Raw genomic sequence first — 19,533 nt, forward strand, 5'->3', positions numbered from 1 at the left:
ACCCGACCCGTTATCGCCCGGCCCGCTGTCACGCCTCCCGGCGCTCGCGGGGGCCTCGCCGCCGCCCGAGCCCTTCGCGCCCACGCCGCTCGCCTCGGTCACTCGCGGCCCACATCCCGGTGGGTGACCTGGACCTCCACGCCGCGGTCGCGCAGCCGCGCGCCGATCTGCTCGGCCATGGCCACGCTACGGTGCTTGCCGCCGGTACAGCCGACGGCCAGCGTGGCGTAGCCCTTGCCCTCCCGGACGTACCCGCCGGCCACCACCCGCAGCACCTCCTCGTAGGAGTCCAGGAACTCCTTGGCGCCCGGCTGGGACAGCACGTACTCGCGTACCGGCGCCTCCAGGCCGTTCATCGGCCGCAGCTCGGGCACCCAGTGCGGGTTGGGCAGGAAGCGGCAGTCGACCACCAGGTCGGCGTCCACCGGCAGGCCGTACTTGAACCCGAAGGACACCACGTTGACCCGCAGGCCCGGGCGGTCCTCGCCGCCGAAGAACGAGACGATCTTGCCGCGCAGCTCGTGCACGTTGAGCGCCGAGGTGTCGATCACCAGGTCGGCGTTCGCCCGGACCTCGCGCAGGATGCCGCGTTCCCGGGCGATGCCGTCGACCAGCCGCCCGTCCCCCTGCAGCGGGTGCGGCCGGCGGACGTTCTCGAACCGGCGGACCAGTTCCTCGTCGCTGGCCTCCAGGAAGACCACCCGCACGCCCACGCCACGCGCGTCGAGCTCACCGATCGCGGTGTGCAGGTCGGTGGTGAACGCCAGGCTGCGCACGTCCACCACGGCCGCGACCTTGTCGGTGTCGAGGTTGACCCGGCCGGCCTCCTCGGCCATGGCGAACAGCATGCCGGGCGGGAGGTTGTCGATGACGAACCAGCCCAGATCCTCCAGCGCCTTGGCCGCGGTGCTCCGCCCGGCACCGGACATGCCGGTGACGATGACGAACGCGGTGTCCGGCGCGACCCCCCGGCGCCGGCGCGGCTCGCCCGGCGCCGGTCCGGCGGCCGTGCGGTTGTGATCGGTCACGTGCCTTCCCCCTTCAACGCCGCCACGATCGCCTCGGCGGTGGACAGCCCGATGCCCGGCACCTCGCGGATCTCGTCCACGGTCGCCCCTCGCAGCCGTTTGACGGATCCGAAGCGTTTCAGCAAGGCCTGCTTGCGTGCCGCACCGAGTCCACGGATGTCGTCAAGAGCGCTCTCTTTGAGAGATTTAGCGCGCTTTGTCCGATGGTAGGCGATGGCGAAGCGGTGGGCTTCGTCCCGCACTCGCTGCAGCAGATAGAGGCCCTCGCTGCTGCGCGGCAGGATGACGGGCTGGTCGTCGCCGGGCAGCCAGACCTCCTCCAGCCGCTTGGCCAGCCCGCTCACCGCGACGTCGTCGACGCCCAGCTCGTCCAGCGCCCGCCGGGCCGCCGCCACCTGGGCCGGACCGCCGTCCACCACCACCAGGTTCGGCGGATAGGCGAACCGGCGCGGCCGGCCGGTCTCGGGGTCGATCGGCTCGGGGTCGAGCTCGCCGTGCTCGGCGCGCTCCTCGACGTGCCGCCGGAACCGCCGGGAGATGACCTCGTAGATGGAGGCCACATCCCCCTGGCCGGCCGTGCCGCGGATGGCGAAGCGGCGGTACTCGCTCTTGCGCGCCAGGCCGTCCTCGAACACCACCATCGAGGCCACGACATCCTCCCCCTGCAGGTGGGACACGTCGTAGCACTCGATGCGCAGCGGCGCCTGGTCGAGGTCGAGGGCGTCGGCCACCTCCTGCAGCGCCCGGCTCCGCGTGGTCAGGTCGCTCGCCCGGCGCAGCTTGTGCTGGGCGAGCGACTCGCGGGCGTTGCGCTCGACCGTCTCCAGCAGGGCCTTCTTGTCGCCCCGCCGGGGCACCCGCACCTCCACCCGGGCGCCCCGCCGCTCCGACAGCAGCTCGGCGACGGCCTCGGCCTCCGGCGGCTCGGCCGGGACCAGCACCTCGCGGGGCACCGCCTCGGGGGCCGTCTCGCCGTACATCTGCAGCAGGAAGTGCTCCACCAGCTCGCCTGGCGACGCCTCCTCCACCTTGTCGACCACGAAGCCGCGCTGGCCGCGGATGCGGCCGCCGCGCACGTAGAACACCTGGACGGCCGCCTCCAGCGGATCCTCGGCCAGGGCGACCACGTCGCAATCGGTGTTGTCGCCGAGCACCACGGCCTGCTTCTCCAGCGCCCGCTGCAGCGCCTGGACATCGTCGCGCAGCCGGGCCGCCCGCTCGAACTCTTCGGCGGCCGCCGCCTCGCGCATCGCCTGCTCCAGCCGCCTGATGAAGCGGCCGGTGTGGCCCGACATGAAGTCGCAGAAGTCCTCGGCGAGCAGGCGGTGGTCCTCCGGCGAGATCTTGCCGACGCACGGGGCGGAGCACTTGTCGATGTAGCCGAGCAGGCACGGGCGGCCGATCTGCCCGGCGCGCTTGAACACCCCGGCCGAGCAGGTGCGCACCGGGAAGACCCGCAGCAGCAGGTCGACGGTCTCCCTGATCGCCCAGGCGTGGGAGTAGGGGCCGAAGTAGCGGGTGCCCTTGCGCTTGGCACCCCTCATGACCTGCACGCGGGGGAAGTCCTCCGCCATGGTGACGGCCAGGAACGGATACGACTTGTCGTCGCGGTACTTGACGTTGAACCGGGGGTCGAACTCCTTGATCCAGGAGTATTCGAGCTGGAGCGCCTCCACCTCGGTGCCCACGACCGTCCAGTCGACCGCGGCGGCGGTGCCGAGCATGGTCTGGGTCCGAGGATGCAGCCCGGCGAAGTCGGCGAAGTAGGAGTTGAGCCGCTGCCGCAGGCTCTTGGCCTTGCCGACGTAGATCACCCGGGCGCCTGCGTCCCGGAAGCGGTACACGCCGGGCGACTCGGGGATCGACCCCGGCTCAGGCCGGAAGCCGAGGGGGGTGTTCGCGGGTCTGACCACAAAGGAAAGCCTATCCGGACCGGCCGACAGAACAGGGGTCGGCGACGCCGGCCCGGGGTCACCCCGACGCCCCGGGCCGGGCGTCCGGGCCGGAGGTCCGGCCCGGGGCGACCGTCAGGCGAGACTGATCGAGTCGCCGTCGACCTTGATCTGCTTGGCGGGCAGCGGCTCGGGGGCCGGGCCGCCGGTGACCGAGCCGTCCTCGATGCTGAACTTGCTGCCGTGGCAGGGACAGTTGATGGTGCCGTCGGACACCGACCCGACCGGGCAGCCCTGATGGGTGCAGATGGAGCTGAAGGCCTTGAACTCCCCCGCGCTGGTCTGCGTGATGACCAGCTTCTGATCCTTGAAGATCTTGCCGCCGCCCTTGGGGATGTCGGCGGTCTTGGCCAGCGGCGCGCCGCCGCCCGCACCTGAGTCGGCTCCGGCGGTGCCGGTGGGCGGCGCCTCACCGGCCGGCGCGTCATCGTCGACCGACGGCGACGATCCGTATCCACCGCAGGCGGTGAGCACGGCGGCCAGGCCCGTGCCACTGGCGCCGAGCAACATCGCACGTCGCGTGGTATCCCTGTCGCTCATGTTCGCCTTCCTGTAGGTCTGTGGTCGCAGGTACGGCCTGCCGCGGGACGAAGTTCAGCATGCCGGAAACTTGATGAGGGGAAAGTAAAAAATTACACAAACCTTGGATGTGATGTCTCCTTGACATTCCACCGCGCCGCCCCCCCGGCTCGCACCGCCCCGCGCCTCGGCTCCCGGCTCGCTCCGTCCCGCGCCGGCGCCCGGGCACGGCGCCCGGGCGCCGGCATCACCGGCGCCCGGGGCGGGGTCAGCCGCCGAGGATCTTGCTGAGGAACCGGCCGGTGTGGCTGTCCTCCACCCGGGCGACCTGCTCGGGAGTGCCGGTGGCAAGGACGAGGCCGCCCTTGGAACCGCCTTCCGGCCCCATGTCGATGATCCAGTCGGCGGTCTTGATGACATCCAGATTGTGCTCGATCACGATGACGGTGTTACCGCCGTCGACCAGCCTGCCGAGGACGCCGAGTAGCTTGTTGATGTCCTCGAAGTGCAGGCCGGTGGTGGGCTCGTCCAGCACGTAGACGGTGCGGCCGGTGGACCGGCGCTGCAGCTCGGAGGCGAGCTTGACCCGCTGTGCCTCGCCACCCGACAGCGTGGTGGCCGGCTGGCCCAGCCGGACGTAGCCGAGCCCGACGTCGTTGAGGGTCTTGAGGTGCCGCTTGATGGCCGGGATGGCATCGAAGAAGCCGAGGGCCTCCTCGATCGGCATGTCCAGCACCTCGGAGATCGTCTTGCCCTTGTAGTGGACCTCCAGCGTCTCACGGTTGTAGCGGGCGCCCTGGCAGACCTCGCAGGGGACGTAGACGTCCGGCAGGAAGTTCATCTCGATCTTGATGGTGCCGTCGCCGGAGCACGCCTCGCAGCGCCCGCCCTTGACGTTGAAGCTGAAGCGGCCGGGCAGGTAGCCCCGGACCTTGGCCTCGGTGGTCTGGGCGAACAACTTGCGCACGTGGTCGAACACGCCGGTGTAGGTGGCCGGGTTGGACCGCGGGGTGCGGCCGATCGGGCTCTGGTCGACGTGCACCACCTTGTCGATCAGATCGGTGCCGGTGACCCGGGAGTGCCGCCCCGGGACCGTCTTGGCGCCGTTGAGCTCCTTGGCCAGCGCGTTGTACAGGATGTCGTTGACCAGGGTGGACTTTCCGGAGCCCGACACCCCGGTGACCGCGGTGAACACCCCGAGCGGGAACTCGACGTCCACGCCCTTCAGGTTGTGCTCGCGGGCCCCCTTCACCACCAGCCTGCGCTTGGGATCGCGCCGGCGCCGGGCCTCCGGCACGGTGATACGGCGGCGGCCGGACAGGTAGGCCCCGGTCAGCGAGTGCTCGCTGGCCAGCAGGTCCGCGACCGTGCCGGATACCACCACCTGGCCGCCGTGCTCACCGGCACCGGGGCCGATGTCGACCACCCAGTCGGCGGCGGAGATGGTGTCCTCGTCGTGCTCGACGACGATCAGCGTGTTGCCCATCTCCCGTAGCCGGATCAGCGTGTCGAGCAGCCGCTGGTTGTCGCGCTGGTGCAGCCCGATGGACGGCTCGTCCAGGACGTAGAGCACGCCGACCAGGCCCGAGCCGATCTGGGTGGCCAGCCGGATGCGCTGAGCCTCGCCGCCGGCCAGCGTGCCCGCCGCCCGGTCCAGGGTCAGGTAGTCCAGCCCGACGTCGAGCAGGAAGCCCAGCCGCGCGTTGATCTCCTTGACCACCCGCTCGGCGATGTGCATGTCGCGCTCGGACAACCGCAGCGCGCCCAGGAACCGGGCGCACTCGCCGATGGACATGCCGGACACCTCGGCGATCGAGGAACCGCCGACCGTCACCGCCAGGGAGACCGGCTTCAGCCGGGCGCCCTTGCAGGTCGGGCAGGGGATCTCCCGCATGAAGCCCTCGAACCGCTCGCGGCCGGAGTCGCTTTCCGCCTCGGCGTGCCGCCGCTGCACCCAGGGGATCACCCCCTCGAAGTTGGTGTAGTAGGAGCGCTGGCGGCCGTAGCGGTTGCTGTAGCGGACGTGCACCTGCTCGTCATGCCCGCGCAGCAGGGCCTTGTGCGCCTGCTTGGGCAGCCGCTCCCACGGAGTGTCGAGGTCGAACCCGATCGCGTGCCCGAGCGCCTCGACCAGCCGGACGAAGTAGTCGCTGGTGTGGCCGCCGGCCCACGGGGCGATGGCGCCGTCGCCGAGCGAGCGCTCGGGATCGGGCACCACGAGCTCGGGATCGACCTCCATGCGGGTGCCCAGCCCGGTGCAGTCCGGGCAGGCGCCGAACGGCGAGTTGAAGGAGAACGACCGCGGCTCGAGCTCCTCGAACGACAGGTCGTCGTAGGGGCAGTAGAGGTGCTCGGAGTAGAAGCGCTCGCGACCGGGGTCGCCCTCGGGCAGGTCGACGAACTCGAGCGTGATCGTGCCGCCGGAGAGCTGCAGCGCCGTCTCGACCGAGTCGGTGAGCCGCCGCCGGGCGCTGTCCTTCACCGCGAGCCGGTCGACGATCACCTCGATGTCGTGCTTCTCGTATTTCTTGAGGGTGGGCGGCTCCTCCAGCCGGGCCACGGTGCCGTCGACCCGGGCGCGCGCGAAGCCCTTGGTCTGCAGCTCGCGGAACAGCTCGGCGTACTCGCCCTTGCGGCCGCGCACCACCGGGGCCAGCACCTGGAAGCGGGTGCCCTCGGTGAGCTCCAGGACGCGGTCGACGATCTGCTGCGGGGTCTGCCGGGCGATCGGCCGCGCGCAGGCCGGGCAGTGCGGTTTGCCGATCCGCGCCCACAGCAGCCGCAGGTAGTCGTACACCTCGGTGATGGTGCCGACCGTCGACCGGGGGTTGCGGGAGGTGGACTTCTGGTCGATCGAGACGGCCGGGGACAGGCCCTCGATGAAGTCGACGTCGGGCTTGTCCATCTGCCCGAGGAACTGCCTGGCGTAGGCCGAGAGCGACTCGACGTAGCGCCGCTGGCCCTCGGCGAAGATGGTGTCGAACGCCAGGCTGGACTTACCGGAGCCGGACAGGCCGGTGAAGACGATCAGAGCGTCCCGGGGAAGGTCGAGCGAGACGTCCTTGAGATTGTGTTCGCGCGCGCCACGAACGATCAGGCGATCGGCCACTGCAGATCTCTCATGTCCTGTTGCGATCCACGGCGGCCGGAGGAGGCCACCTTTGACTAGTCGCGGTCACTGTAACCACGGGGTCCGACAGTTCCGCTCCACCCGCGAGGGCGACCCGGCGTGCCGTGCGGTGGATCACGGTGCCGCCGCCGGCTGCCACGGACCATGATGAGGGTCATGACCTGTCTCGACGAGCTCCGGACCGAACTCGCCGCGGCCACCGGCCGGTTCCTCGCCACCACGGCCGCGCTGTCCGACGACGACCTCGCCGCTCCCTCCCTGCTGCCCGGCTGGACGAGGGGTCACGTGCTCGCCCACGTCGCCGGCAACGCCGACAGCCACGTCAACCTGCTGACCTGGGCCAGAACGGGCGTGTACACACCACAGTACCCAACGCCCGACTCCCGGGAGGCCGGGATCCGGGAAGGCGCGGCCCGTCCGGCCGCCCGGCAACACGCCGGCAACGCCGCGGCCGCGGCCCGGCTGGCCGCGGCCGTCGAGGGCATGCCGGCCGCGGCCTGGCAGGCCCGGGTGCGGGGCATGCGCCCGCCGGACCATCCCGCCTGGTACGTGCTCGTCCGCCGGATCCGCGAGCTGGAGGTGCACCATGTGGACCTCGACGCCGGCTACACCTGGCTCGACTGGCCGGAGGTCTTCGTCCGCCGCGAACTGCACGACGCGATGGCCGGCTGGCCCTACGACCGGAGCACGGTGGGCGAGATCCGGACCGGCGGCCGCGAGTGGACCGATCTCGGGCGGGGGCCGGTCGTGGAAGGCCCGGCGCCGGTCGTGCTCGCCTGGCTGACCGGCCGGCTGGCGCCCGAGCGGGCCGGCGGGCCCGGCGCCCCCGGGCCCCATAGGCTGGCCCGGACGCCACCGCCGGCGCCGCCGTGGATGACCTTGACGGCGCCGCCCGGCCTTCCGGACGCACCACCTGAGGAGTATCCATGAGCTACACCGGCGACGTGACGGCCGGTGGCCCCGCCGACGTGCGGGAGCTGCCCGATCTGACTATCAGCAAGGTGGAGGTCGGCGATTTCGGGAACAACGCCTACCTGCTGCGCTGCCGGGAGACCGGTGACGGGCTGCTGATCGACGCGGCCGCCGACGGCACGCGGCTGCTGGAGCTGATCGGCGACATGCCGATCAGCAAGATAGTCACGACGCATCGGCACCAGGATCATTGGGGCGCGCTGGCCGAGGTCGCCGCGGCCACCGGCGCCGAGACGGTGGCGCACCCGCTGGACGCGCCCGGGCTGCCGGTCCCGGTGACCCGGCCGGTCGAGCACGGCGACCGGGTGACGGTGGGGGTGGTCACGCTGGAGGTGATCCACCTGCGCGGCCACACCCCCGGCTCCATCGCGCTGCTCTACCAGGACGGTCACCTGTTCACCGGCGACTCGCTGTTCCCCGGCGGCGTCGGCAACACCCAGGGCGACGCCGCCCGTTTCGAACAGCTCATCGGCGACGTCCAGGAGCGGGTCTTCGCCCGGCTGCCCGACACGACCTGGGTGTACCCGGGGCACGGCAAGGACACCACGCTCGGTGCCGAGCGGCCCTCGCTGCCCGAGTGGCGGTCCCGCGGCTGGTGACGGCGGCACGCACCCGCCCGGGCCCGGGTACGCCTGCCGAGCCGGGTCCTCGCCCGGTCACCTCGCGCCCCGCCGTCCACGCCGGGCGGCGGGTGCGAGGAGTCAGCGGACGCCGCTGGAGGTGTCCTTGCGCTCCTTGCGCTGCTCGCGCTTGAACATCAGCACGCGCAGCGGGATCGCCGAGACCAGGGCGATCTGCATCGAGGCGCCGATCTGGATGAGCACGTCGCCACCGGACAGGTCGGCCGCCCAGACCGTCAGGCAGGCGACGTTCACCATGATCCAGGCCAGCACCACCGCCGCCAGGTTGCCCCGCGGCTTGGGGTACTCGATCCGGCTGACCATGAGCCAGGCCACGCCGAAGATGCCGAGCACGCTGGCGTAGGACGGCTGGAACAGCAGCACGATCGACACCACGGTCATCGCGCCCATCGGGATGGGCAGGCCCATGAAGTCGCCGCTCTTGGTCTTCACGCAGGCGAATCGGGCCAGCCGGACGACACCGGCGAGCACCACCGACACCGCCGCGAACAACACCAGCCACAGCGGCAGCCGGTTGGAGAACCCGGCCCAGGCCACCACCATGAAGGCCGGCGCGAAGCCGAAGCTGATCACGTCGGCGAGGTTGTCCAGTTCGGCGCCCATGGCCGAGGCGCGGAACCTGCGCGCCACCAGCCCGTCGAACAGGTCGCAGGTGGCGCCGACCAGCAGCAGCACCACGGCGGTGGCGAAGTAACGGGGGTCGGGGCGGAACTCCCCCTGCGACTGCAACTGGGCGATCGCCGACCATGCCAGTACGCACACCGCGAGGAAGCCGCACATCGCGTTGCCGAGCGACAGCGAGTCGGCGGCCGAGAGCCGGAACGCCTTGCCCACCGGGCCGCGGGCTTCCTCGTCGTCCTCCGCGCCCTCCACGGGCCAGCCGGCGTCAGCCATGGTCAATGCGAGTCACCCCCGCCTTGGTCCGCTGCCCCACGCTCACCGCCGGGGACATGCCCTCGGGAAGGTAGACGTCCACCCGCGAACCGAAGCGGATCAGGCCGATCCGCTCGCCGCGGGCGACCTTGGCACCCGCCCCCAGGTAAGGCACGATGCGGCGGGCGACGGCGCCGGCGATCTGCACCATCTCCACGACGCCGAGGGCGGTGTCGAAGTGCCAGACGACCCGCTCGTTCTGGTCGCTGTCCTTGTCGAACGCCGGGCGGAACCCGCCGCGGACGTGCCGCACCGAGCGGACCGTACCGTCCAGCGGGGCCCGGTTCACGTGCACGTTGAGCGGGCTCATGAAGATCGCCACACGGGTCCGGCCATCGTCCTGCGGGTCGATGCTCTGCACCACCCCGTCGGCCGGGCTGAGCACCCGGCCGCTCCCGGGCCGGCGGTCAGGGTCCCGGAAGAACCACAGCATCAGGCCGGTGAGAACCGTCAGCGGGGCCGCCAGGGCGGCCCACGCCCGCGACCGTCGAGCCAGGACCGCGGAGACGGCGGCGGCGGCCACGGTGGGCGCCAGCCAGGGGGAAACGCCACGGGCCAGCCGGACGCGGCTGCGGTGGCTTGACGATTCGTTGGGCACAGTGAACCTTTGTGGAGTTTACGGCAGAGACCGGATTGTGACTTGTCGCCGAATGCTACCCATCTCGTGGCACTCATATAGCAATTCGCGGCGAGGAAAGGTCCCCCGCACCGAATCGCTACCCCTGGGACACCTTCGCGGCGGCGTCCTGCGGACCGGCCCGCCGGTCCCGCCGGTTCTTGATCAGGCTGGCCACGGTGGTGACGACCATCGTGGCGCCGATGACCAGCAGGGAGAGCCAGATGGGCACCTCCGGCGCCCAGGAGACACCACTGGTGTGCAAGGCCTCCAGAAGGAGTTTAACCCCGATGAAGCCCAGAATGATCGCAAGCCCGTAGCTGATGTAGACCAGCCGCTGCAGCAGCCCGCCGAGCAGGAAATACAGCTGACGCAGGCCCATCAGCGCGAACGCGTTGGCGGTGAAGACCACGAAGGCGTCCGTGGTGAGCCCGAAGATCGCCGGAATCGAGTCGAGCGCGAACAGCAGGTCGGTGGTGCCGATGGCGATCATGACGATCAGCATCGGGGTCACCATGCGGCGGCCGTCCACCTTGGTGGTGATCTTCGAACCGACGAACCCGTCGGTGGTGGGGAAGATTCGCCGCACCCACCGCAGCAGGAGATTGTCCTTGATCTCCTCCTCGTCGTGGCCGCGCAGCTGGTTGACCGCCGTGTAGAGCAGGAACGCGGCGAAGACGTAGAACAGCCAGCCGAACCGCTGCAGCGCCGCGGCGCCGACGAGGATGAAGAAGAACCGCATCACCAGGGCGAGCAGCACTCCGACCAGCAGCACCTTGTGCTGGTAGATCTTGGGAACCGCGAACCGGCCCATGATGATGTAGAAGACGAAGAGGTTGTCGACGCTGAGGCTGTACTCGGTGAGGTAACCGGCGAAGAACTCGCCCGCCTTGTCGCTGCCCGAGACGAAGAGCATGCCGAGGCCGAAGAGCACCGCGAGGGTGACGTACAGGCCGACCCAGACGCTCGCCTGGCGCATGGAGAACTCGCGCGGCTCACCGCGGTCGACGATCCACAGGTCGATGGCAAGGACCACCAGCAACCCGCCGATGACCGCCGCCCATGCCCACAGGGATACGTCCAAGACAAACCTCCGGCCCGCGTCAAAGTGCCGGAGGTCTCTCCCGCCCGGCCGAACGGCCGGACCGGCAGCCCCGGGCGCGCCATGGGTGGGCGGGCCGTGATGACGAGGCTGTCGCGAAGGGATACTCCCCCCCTCATCGCAGGAGTATAGGCGAGCCGATAAGCCGCACCTAATCCGGCCTTGCCGCTCGCATGGCGTTCCGCCGCCGAGCGCCCCGGCCACCGCCGGGTGACCTGGAGTTCCTCAGGAGCACGGCCCTGCCCGGAGACGCCGGGATCGCCCGCGATCTTCACCAGGTGGCGGCGGCGATGCCGCCGGAGCGCGCTTTGCCGGGCCGCACCCCGGCCTTTGCCAGGCGACTACCCGAGACCGCCGCCGGGCAGGGAACGTGCCCGGCCGGGCCGGCGCCGAGTGGCCGCCGGTAGAAGAGACAACGGATCGCGGCGGACTCCCCGCCGGCACATGGTCGTCCGACCGGTACGGCGCCCGGGACGGTGCACTGCCGGGAACGGTGCACTGCCGGGACGGTGCACTGCCGGGACGGTGCGGTGCTCGAGCCGGTGCCCGGCCGGGTTGCGCCCGGCGCAGTGCCGGGCCGCTGCCGGGCCGCTGCCGGGCCGCTGCCGGACCGCTGCCGGGCCGCTGCCGGTGCGGTGACGGCCGGTGCGGTGGGCGGGTCAGCTTCGCGAGCCGGTCAGGTCGTCGTACACCGAAACGACGGCGCGGATGGCCGCCGCCTCGTCGGGCAGCCGCCGGGCGGCGGCCGCGGCGCCCAGCCGCGCGGCGAGCACGGGATCGCCGAGCAGCCGGGTGATCGCGGTCCGCAGCGCCGCGGCGTCACCCGGCGGTACCAGCAGCCCGGCGTCGGCCACCATGCCGGGCAGCCCGCCGGTCGCGGTCGCCACGACCGGCCGGCCGGCCCGCAGCGCCTCCTGGACGCTGAGCGGCTGTCCCTCCCAGCGGCTCGGCACCACCAGCGCGGCGGCGGCGCCGAGCAGGTCGGCCACGTCGGTCCGGTCGCCGAGCAGCCGGACCGGCAGCCCTTCCCGGTCGATCCGCGCCAGCAGCCCGGCGCGCAGCGGGCCGTCCCCGGCCACGACGAACAGCGGCGGCGGGCCGTCGAACGGGCCGGCCGCCGCGTCCAGCAGCGTCTCCAGGCCCTTCTGCTGGGCCAGCCGCGCCAGGGTGAGCAGCACCGGCCGCTCTCCGGCGCCCAACTCGGCGGCCACCTCGGCCGCCGGGCGCGCCGCCGGGCGGAGTGGCGGCGCCGGGACGACTGCGGGGGCGACGTGCCGGGCCCCGCGGGCGGCCATCCGCTCGCCGAGGTCGGGGGACACGACCAGCACCCGGTCGGCCCGCCGGGCCACCAGGCGCTCCAGCCCCGCGTAGACAAGGCCCACCGTCCCGCCGGCGGTCAGCGCGTTGTGCAGCGTCACCACCAGGGCGGTCCGGCGTCCGGCCAGGGCGAGGGCGGCCAGGGCGCCGGCCCGCAGGCCGTGGGCGTGCACCACGTCCGCACCGGCCGCCAGCGCCCGCAACCGGGCCACCGCGCGCGCGTCGCGCACCGGGCGCGGCCGGTCCGACATCGCCACCGCCGCGAAGCGGGCCACCTGGGAGAAGCCGAACGCCGCGTCGGTCCGCGGCGGCCCGGCCACCGCCACCGGGCGGCCCTCGGCGGCCAGCCCGCCGGCGATCGTGCGGACGTGCCGCCCGATCCCGCCCGTGCTGGTGCCGAGCACCAGCAGCACCCGGGGTACCCGGCCCGCCGGCCCGGATCCGCCACCGGCCTTACCGCCGGCCTCCGTACCGGCCTCCGTACCGGCCTCCCTAACAGCCTCCGTCTCAGCCATGGTCTCCGCTCCCATCTCCGGTGGGCCGGGATCCGGCCCGCACCTCTCCGGCGCGCCGGGCCCCGCCCGGCGGGGTACCGCCGCGGCGGAACCGGCCCAGCAGCGGCAGCAGGTCGTGCCGGTCCAGCGCGGCGGCCACCGCCACCGACGCCACCAGCGCCACCAGGCCGGCCGGCACCGTGGCCACCGCGTCGGCGACCGGGCCGCCGCCGGCCAGCCGCCCGGCGACCCAGGCGCCCGCCAGGAAGCCGGCGGCCCCGCCGAGCACCGCCGCCAGCGCGGCCCGGGGCACCCCGGCCAGCGCTCGCCCGCCTCGCAGCCGGGCGAGCGCCGCCAGCAGCAGGACTCCGCCGGCCGTCATGCCGGCCGTGCCGCCCAGGGCCAGGCCGCCGAGCCGCCACTCCGCCGGCAGGGTCACCACCAGGGCCGCCGTCGCGGCCATGACGACCAGCCAGCCCGCCACCGTGCCGAGCGCGGCCGGGCGGCCGGCTCCGGCGGCGTACAGCACCCGGCCCAGGTGGGCGATCATCCCGAACCCGATCAGGCCGGGGGCGAACAGGGCGATGGCCCGGGCCAGCTCGGCGGTGGACACCTGGCCCGACATGCCTTCCACGAAGACCCCCGCCACCGGTACCGCGACGGCCGCCAGCGCGCCGGCGGCCAGCCCGGACACCAGCACCACGGCCCGGGTGGTGCGCGCGGCCGCGTCGTCGAACCCGGCGGCGTCCCCCCGCTCGGCCCGCGCGGACAGCACCGGGAACGCGCTGGTGGCGATGGGGACCGCCAGCACCGCGTAGGGCACCTGGTAGACGGCCCAGGCGAAGGTGTACCCGGCCAGCGCGCCACCGCCGACCTTGTTGTTGGCGAGCCACACGACCAGCACGGTGGCGACCTGCTGCGCGACGAGCGCGCTGAGGCCGGCGGCGGCCAGCCGGCGCACCCGGGCGGCGACGCCCGGCGGGAAGCGCAGGGCCGGCCGCAGCGGCAGTCGCAACCGGGACGCCGGGCCGATCACCGTCACCACCAGCGCCAGCACGCCCAGGGTGGTGCCGACCGACAGGGCCAGCTCGGCCGGCCGGGGCACCGCGCTGAGCGGCTCGCGCACGCCGTGGCTGAGCGGGACGAAAGCCAGGTAGGCGACGATCACTACCAGGCTGGACACCAGCGGAGCCAGCGCCGGCCCGGCGAACCGCCGGTGGGCCTGCAGCACGCCGTACAGCACGACGGCGATCCCGTACAGCGGGATCTGCGGCGCGAAGACCACCAGCATCCGGGCCGCCACGGCACGCACGTCGCCCGGCGCGCATCCGGAGATGTCACCGGTGAGGAACCCGATCACCGGACCGGCGGCGAGCGCGACGAGCAGGCCGGCCGGGACGAGGAGCACCAGCACCCAGGTCAGCAGCGCCGACGTGATCGCCCCGGTCCGGGCTCGCGCGGCCTCGAGGCCCTCTCCCTCCCCCGGCTCGGGATCGCCGGCGGCCAGGGTGCGCGCGGCGGAACCGGCCAGCACCGGCACCACCATGCCGGCCAGCGCGCCGCCCGCGACGATCTCGAAGATGACGTTGGGCACCAGGTTGGCCGTGTAGTAGGCGGTGGACAGGCAGTCGGTGCCGATGGTGCGGGCCAGGACCAGTTGCTTGGCGAAGCCGACGATCCGCGCCAGGACCGTGATGGCCCCGATCAGGACCGCGGCGGCGGCGAGGCCCCGGCCCACCCGGCCGGTCATGCGGGACGGCGTCCCAGCATGTCGAGGCGGTGCAGCACCGGGTTGCCGGCGATCACCTTGGTGAAGCTCACCCTCTCGGAGGCGGCGGTGAGCGCGGCGATCGCGCCGAGCACCGCCAGCCGGGCCGGCCGCCGCAACCGGGCCGCGGCGGCCACGCCGAGCAGCGCGCCGAGCGCGTTGGCGCCGGCGTCGCCGAGCATGGCGCGCTCGCCGAGGTCGTCGGGCAGCAGCGCCGCCCCGGCGCCGAGCGGCACCGCGGCCAGGGCGGCCGGGGCCGACCGGCCGGCGGCCAGCGCGGAGGCGAGCAGCGGCGCCCCGGCCAGCATCCCGACCTTGATGGCCCGGCCGGGCCGCAGGTCGAACAGGTTGGCCAGGTTGGCCGCACCGGCGATCAGCGCGCCGTCGGCCAGCACGTCCAGCACGCGGCCGGCGTCCGGCGCCGGGCCGCCGTCGCGGGGCAGCAGGGCGGCGGCGAGCAGGCCGGCCGCGCCGATCCCGACGATCTTCACCGCACCGCTGGTCACCTCGCCGCGGGCCAGCGCGGTCAGGTGCCCCTTGAACCCCTTGGAGGAGCCGGCGCCGCGCAGATCGTCATAGGCGCCGAGCACCCCGCTGCCCACCCCGGCCAGCACCGCGGCCGCGCGGGCCCGCGCCGGTACCCCCGGGACGAGGGCGGCGGCGGCACCCGCGCCGGCGACGAACGCCGGTCCCTCCAGCAGGGTGATCGGCTCGCCACGGTGGTTGGTGCGGGTCCAGGTCTTCTCGTCGCCGGCGGGCGGGCGACGGGTGAACGCGGCGTAGGCGGCGCGGGCGGCGACGGCGCCGAGGGCGGCGCCGGCCAGGGCACCGAGCCAGGGTCGATGGGCCACAGCGGGATCCCTCTTCGTGCGGGCCACCCGGCGCGACCGGGCAGCCGGGTCGTCAGGGCAGGTCAGTCGCCCGATCCCTCGGTCGGGACGGGCGTGGCCGTGGGGGACGGCACGGGGGCGTCGGCGTCGGAGCCGAGACCGTACTGCCCGGCGTCACCGGCCAGTTGCTCCCGCAGAGCGTAGACCACCGCCGCCCGGCCGTAGGCCAGATCGGCGTTGTCGACGGTGGACACCTTCGCCGAGACGTCACCGGAGTCACGCACGGCGGCGATGACGCCGGTGGCGGTGCCGACGGGCACCGAACCCATGACCACCGTGCCCTGGCCCGCGTCGTCCAGGGCGCCGGCCAGCGATACCAGCGCGGCACCCCGGGTCTCGGCGTCCTTCCCCTCGAAGGGGGCGGCCGGCGCCACCAGCAGGGCCAGGGTGGCCCGATCGGCGGGGCCGCCCTCGACGTCGATCAGGTCCTCGCCGGCGAAGGACTCCAGCAGCGTGGTACCGGCCGGGGTCGCCTTGCCGGCCAGCGCCGGATCGCCGGTGAGCAGGGCACCGGCCAGCGCGGCCGCGCCCCGGCCGCCCGGGGCGGCCGTCGGGGTGGGCCCGGCCACGTCGGCCTTGACCGGCGCCAGCCGGTCGATCGCCCCGGTTCGCTGCGCCTCAAGGTACTTGTCGGTGAGGGTGACCTGGCCGCTCACCGTGGCGCCGGCCGCCACCAGGTCCTGCCGGACCAGGTCGCGGAGCTTGGCGTCCGCGCCGGGCGCCTCCACGATGACGACGCGCGCGCCGGGCAGCGCCCCCTGCAGGAGCTGGGGCAGCCGCTCGGCGACGAAGGCGTCGGCGGCGTCGCCGCGGGCCCGGGCGACGCCGAGCTGCGCCAGGTTCTCGGCGTTGCTGGCCCGCAACTGGGCGGTGACCCGCTCGGTCGAGGCGTACAGCGGGGCGTTCAGCACCGTGCTGCCGAGCACGATGCCGATCGCCAGCGCGAGGAAGATCGCGACGATGGAGACGATGTGGTAGCGAAAATCGATCACGAGAAGAGTCCGACCAGCCAGAAGATGAAACCGTTCCAGGCGTCCCGAAGTCCGTTCAGCCAGACCTTGCCCATCGGCGAGAACCACAGGACCACGCCGACGGTGACCAGCGCGGTGGCCACCAGCAGCAGCAGCGATCCGCCGGAGATGCGGCTGCGGTAGAGCCTGCTGACCCCCTTGGCCTCCACCAGCTTGCCGCCGACCCGCAGCCGGGTGAGGAAGGTGCTCGCCATGCCCGACCGGCCCTTGTCGAGGAACTCGACCAGGGTGCCGTGCGTGCCGACGGCCACGATCAGGCTGGCGCCCTTGTCGTCGGCGAGCAGCATCGCGATGTCCTCGCTGGTGCCGGTGGCCGGGAAGACCACCGCGTGCTGGCCGAGGCGCTCCACCCGCTCCAGGCCGGGGGCGCGGCCGTCGCGGTAGGCGTGCACGACCAGCTCGGCGCCGCAGCACAGCGCCCGCTCGGAGACCGAGTCGAAGTCGCCGACGATCAGGTCGGGCAGGTAACCGGCCTCCATCAGGGCGTCCGCGCCGCCGTCCACCCCGATCAGCACCGGACGGTACTCGCGGATGTAGGGGCGCAGCGTGACGATGTCCTCCTTGTAGTGGTATCCGCGGACCACCACCAGGACGTGCCTGCCCTCCATGGACGTGCGGATGTCGGGCACGCCGACGCCGTCGATGAGCAGGTCGCGCTCGCGGCGGATGTACTCCATGGTGTTCATGGCGAAGTCCTCGATCTGGATCGAGAGCCCCGCGCGCGCCTCGGTCATGGCCGCGTCGACCGACTCGGCCGTGGCCGGCTCGCCCTTGCCCACCAGCTCGTTCTGCTCGGCCAGATAGACCTGGCCCTCGTGGACGCGGACCAGATCACCGTCCCGGACCTGGTCGAACAGCTCGGGGGTCACCGTGTCGAGCAGCGTCACCCCCGCGCTGAGCAGGATCTGCGGGCCGAGGTTCGGATAGCGCCCGCTGATGCTGGCGGCGACGTTGACCACGGCCGACGCCCCGCACGCGACAAGAGCCTCCGCGCTCACCCGGTCGAGATCGACATGGTCGATGATCGCTATTTCCCCGGGCCGGAGGCGCTTGGTCAACGTCTTGGTCCGCCGATCGATCCTCGCCACTGCCGTCACCCCGGGAAGGTCTGTCACCTTCCTGCGGCGGAGGCCCTGAACCTTCAAGGTCGGCACCTTCATCACGAACCATCCTGCCAGAGCGCGCGACCAGGATGGTCCCGCATCGACGGTGTGTCAGTCTTCTCGCCTGTCCGGGCCCTGGCCGTCGCGGGGACCCCCGTGTCCCCGCCGTCCCTTTCGTCCACCCCGGGCCAGGGGAGGCGCACCGCCTCAGCCGCGCGCCCCGCCGCTCCTGGCCGGCCTGCCGGCCCGGCCGGTCCTGGCGGCACCGTCCCGCCGGGCGGCGTCCTGGCCGGCGCCGCGTGCCGGGCCCGCCTTACCGGCCTCGGCGATCTCCAGCAGCTCCTCGGCGTGCGCGCGGCCGAGTTCGGAGTCCTCCAGGCCCGCCAGCATACGCGCCAGCTCGCGGGCGCGCGCGTCCCGGTCGAGCGCGGTCACGCCGCTGCGCACCACCCGCCCGTCGCTCGCCTTGCGCACCACGAGGTGCTGGTCGGCGAACGCCGCCACCTGCGGCAGGTGCGTCACCACGATGACCTGCGCGGTCCGGGCCAGCGTGGCCAGCCGCCTGCCGATCTCGACCGCCGCCTTACCGCCCACGCCGGCGTCCACCTCGTCGAACACGAACGTGGGCACCGGGTCGGCACCGGCGAAGACCACCTCGATGGCCAGCATGACCCGGCTGAGCTCGCCACCGGAGGCGCCCTTGTTGAGCGGGAGCGCCGGTGCCCCCGGGTGGGCCATCATGCGCAGCTCGATGTCGTCGGCGCCGTCGGGACCGAACTGGCCGGTCGGAGTCACCGCGACCACCACCCGCGCGTGCGGCATCGCCAGCGCGGCCAGCTCGGCGGTCACCGCCGCGCCGAAGCGCTCGGCGGCCGCGGTGCGGACGGCGGTCACCTCGGCGGCCGCCTCGGTGAGCCGCGCGGTCAGCTCCTCGTGCTCGCGGGTCAGCTCGGCGACCCGGTCGTCGTCGCCCTCCAACTCGGCGACCCGGGTCGCGGCGTTCCTGGCCCAGGCCAGCACGGCGGCGGTGTCCTCGCCGTACTTGCGCAACAGTCCCGACAGCGCCGCCCGGCGCTCCTGCACCGCCGCGAGCCGGGCCGGGTCGGCGTCGACGGACTCGCCGTAGGCCGCCAGCTCGGTCGCCACGTCCGAGACCAGGTATCCGGCCTCGGCCAGCCGGTCGCCGATGCCGCCCAGCGCTGGGTCGTGGTCGCGCACCGCCTCGACGGCCGAACGGGCCTGGCCGAGCAGCGAGACCGCGTCCTGGGCGCCCTGCGGGCCGTTCATGGGATCGCCGAGCAGGGCGGTGTGCGCGGCGGTGGCCGCGGTCTTCAGGGCGTCGGCGTGGGCCAGGCGCTCCTCCTCCTGCCTGAGCTCGATCTCCTCGCCCTGCCGGGGGTCGATCTTCTCGATCTCCTCCAGGCCGAAGCGAAGATTGTCGGCCTCCTGGGCCCGCTCCCGGGCCCGGGTGGTGATCTCCCGTAGCGTCTCGCCGACCTCCCGGTGACGCTGGTAGGCCTGCTGGTAGGTCCGCAGCGGCTTGACCAGCTCGTCCCCCGCGTACCGGTCGAGCGCCGCCCGCTGGCGGCCCGGCTGCAGCAGCCGCTGCTGGTCCATCTGGCCGTGCACGGCCACCAGGTCCTCGGCCAGGTAGGTGAGCGTGCCCACCGGCACCGAACGCCCGCCCAGCCAGGCACGGGACCGGCCCTCGGCCGACACGGTGCGGGCGATGATCAGCTCGCCGTCCTCGATCGCGCCGCCGAGGTCGTCCACCTGCTGGGCGACCCGGCCGCCGGGCGCCACCACCAGCGTGCCCTCGACGCTGGCCCGGTCGGCTCCGGGACGGACGCGCGCGGGATCCGCCCGGCCGCCGAACAGCAGGCCCAGCCCCGTCACCACCATGGTCTTCCCCGCGCCGGTCTCCCCGGTCACGACGGTGAGCCCCGGGGAGAGCTGCAGGACGGCCTCATCGATCACCCCGAGCCCGTTGATCCGGACCTCATCGACCCGTGGCCGCACTGGGGCCTCCCGTCTCGC

General features: G+C 73.3%; 15 protein-coding genes. 2 read left to right on the forward strand and 13 right to left on the reverse strand.

The genetic code is table 11. The features are described 5' to 3' along the window. Positions 1-98: 98 nt before the first annotated feature. From rapZ to uvrA, 4 genes are all read right to left on the reverse strand, one after another. The gene (gene rapZ, locus Sru01_RS21285) at positions 99-941 is read right to left on the reverse strand and encodes an RNase adapter RapZ (RefSeq protein WP_203989241.1); all 843 of its coding nucleotides are present in this window, start codon (positions 939-941) and stop codon (positions 99-101) included. Between the two features lie 83 nt (positions 942-1,024). Further along, positions 1,025-2,971, reverse strand: a complete 1,947-nt coding sequence (gene uvrC / locus Sru01_RS21290; RefSeq protein ID WP_373869534.1) for an excinuclease ABC subunit UvrC — start codon at positions 2,969-2,971, stop codon at positions 1,025-1,027. Between the two features lie 84 nt (positions 2,972-3,055). Then, positions 3,056-3,520: a Rieske (2Fe-2S) protein gene (locus Sru01_RS21295; protein WP_239137626.1), complete on the reverse strand. Its 465-nt coding sequence runs from the start codon at positions 3,518-3,520 to the stop codon at positions 3,056-3,058. A gap of 247 nt (positions 3,521-3,767) precedes the next feature. After that, positions 3,768-6,608 (reverse strand): excinuclease ABC subunit UvrA, encoded by a 2,841-nt coding sequence (uvrA, locus tag Sru01_RS21300; protein WP_203989214.1) that lies wholly within the window; start codon positions 6,606-6,608, stop codon positions 3,768-3,770. A 177-nt stretch (positions 6,609-6,785) separates the two neighbouring features. On the opposite strand from uvrA, the gene Sru01_RS21305 reads away from it, so the two are divergent. Further along, positions 6,786-7,559, forward strand: coding sequence for a maleylpyruvate isomerase family mycothiol-dependent enzyme (locus tag Sru01_RS21305; RefSeq protein WP_203989216.1), 774 nt, complete (start codon positions 6,786-6,788; stop codon positions 7,557-7,559). Then, the gene (locus tag Sru01_RS21310; RefSeq protein ID WP_203989218.1) at positions 7,556-8,200 is read left to right on the forward strand and encodes an MBL fold metallo-hydrolase; all 645 of its coding nucleotides are present in this window, start codon (positions 7,556-7,558) and stop codon (positions 8,198-8,200) included. Before Sru01_RS21305 ends, Sru01_RS21310 begins: the two co-directional genes overlap by 4 nt. 102 nt (positions 8,201-8,302) lie before the next feature. Here the strand turns inward: Sru01_RS21310 and pssA are convergent, their stop codons facing one another. The 9 genes from pssA to recN form a co-directional block, all read right to left on the reverse strand. After that, positions 8,303-9,136 carry a CDP-diacylglycerol--serine O-phosphatidyltransferase gene (pssA, locus tag Sru01_RS21315; protein WP_203989243.1) on the reverse strand — a complete coding sequence of 278 codons (834 nt, stop codon included), beginning with the start codon at positions 9,134-9,136 and terminating at the stop codon, positions 8,303-8,305. Continuing rightward, positions 9,129-9,773, reverse strand: a complete 645-nt coding sequence (locus tag Sru01_RS21320) for a phosphatidylserine decarboxylase (protein ID WP_203989220.1) — start codon at positions 9,771-9,773, stop codon at positions 9,129-9,131. The genes pssA and Sru01_RS21320 overlap by 8 nt, the downstream gene beginning before the upstream one ends. Positions 9,774-9,891: 118 nt before the next feature. Continuing rightward, entirely contained in the window at positions 9,892-10,875 is a 984-nt protein-coding gene (locus tag Sru01_RS21325) for a TerC family protein (RefSeq protein WP_203989222.1), read from the reverse strand. A gap of 677 nt (positions 10,876-11,552) precedes the next feature. Further along, complete coding sequence (locus tag Sru01_RS21330) at positions 11,553-12,725, reverse strand: glycosyltransferase family 4 protein (protein ID WP_203989224.1); 1,173 nt, start codon at positions 12,723-12,725, stop codon at positions 11,553-11,555. After that, positions 12,718-14,454 (reverse strand): murein biosynthesis integral membrane protein MurJ, encoded by a 1,737-nt coding sequence (gene murJ, locus Sru01_RS21335; protein WP_203989226.1) that lies wholly within the window; start codon positions 14,452-14,454, stop codon positions 12,718-12,720. The genes Sru01_RS21330 and murJ overlap by 8 nt, the downstream gene beginning before the upstream one ends. Beyond that, on the reverse strand, positions 14,451-15,323 hold the full coding sequence (locus Sru01_RS21340; protein WP_203989228.1) for a hypothetical protein: 873 nt from the start codon (positions 15,321-15,323) through the stop codon (positions 14,451-14,453). The genes murJ and Sru01_RS21340 overlap by 4 nt, the downstream gene beginning before the upstream one ends. A gap of 62 nt (positions 15,324-15,385) precedes the next feature. Further along, a complete protein-coding gene (locus Sru01_RS21345; protein WP_203989229.1) occupies positions 15,386-16,354 on the reverse strand; it encodes a copper transporter in 969 nt (322 codons plus the stop codon). After that, positions 16,351-17,553, reverse strand: coding sequence for a putative cytokinetic ring protein SteA (gene steA, locus Sru01_RS21350; protein WP_203989230.1), 1,203 nt, complete (start codon positions 17,551-17,553; stop codon positions 16,351-16,353). The genes Sru01_RS21345 and steA overlap by 4 nt, the downstream gene beginning before the upstream one ends. 150 nt (positions 17,554-17,703) lie before the next feature. Next, the gene (gene recN / locus Sru01_RS21355) at positions 17,704-19,515 is read right to left on the reverse strand and encodes a DNA repair protein RecN (RefSeq protein ID WP_203989231.1); all 1,812 of its coding nucleotides are present in this window, start codon (positions 19,513-19,515) and stop codon (positions 17,704-17,706) included. Positions 19,516-19,533: the final 18 nt, after the last annotated feature.

This window comes from Sphaerisporangium rufum, assembly GCF_016863395.1.
Classification (GTDB): Bacteria; Actinomycetota; Actinomycetes; order Streptosporangiales; family Streptosporangiaceae; genus Sphaerisporangium; species Sphaerisporangium rufum.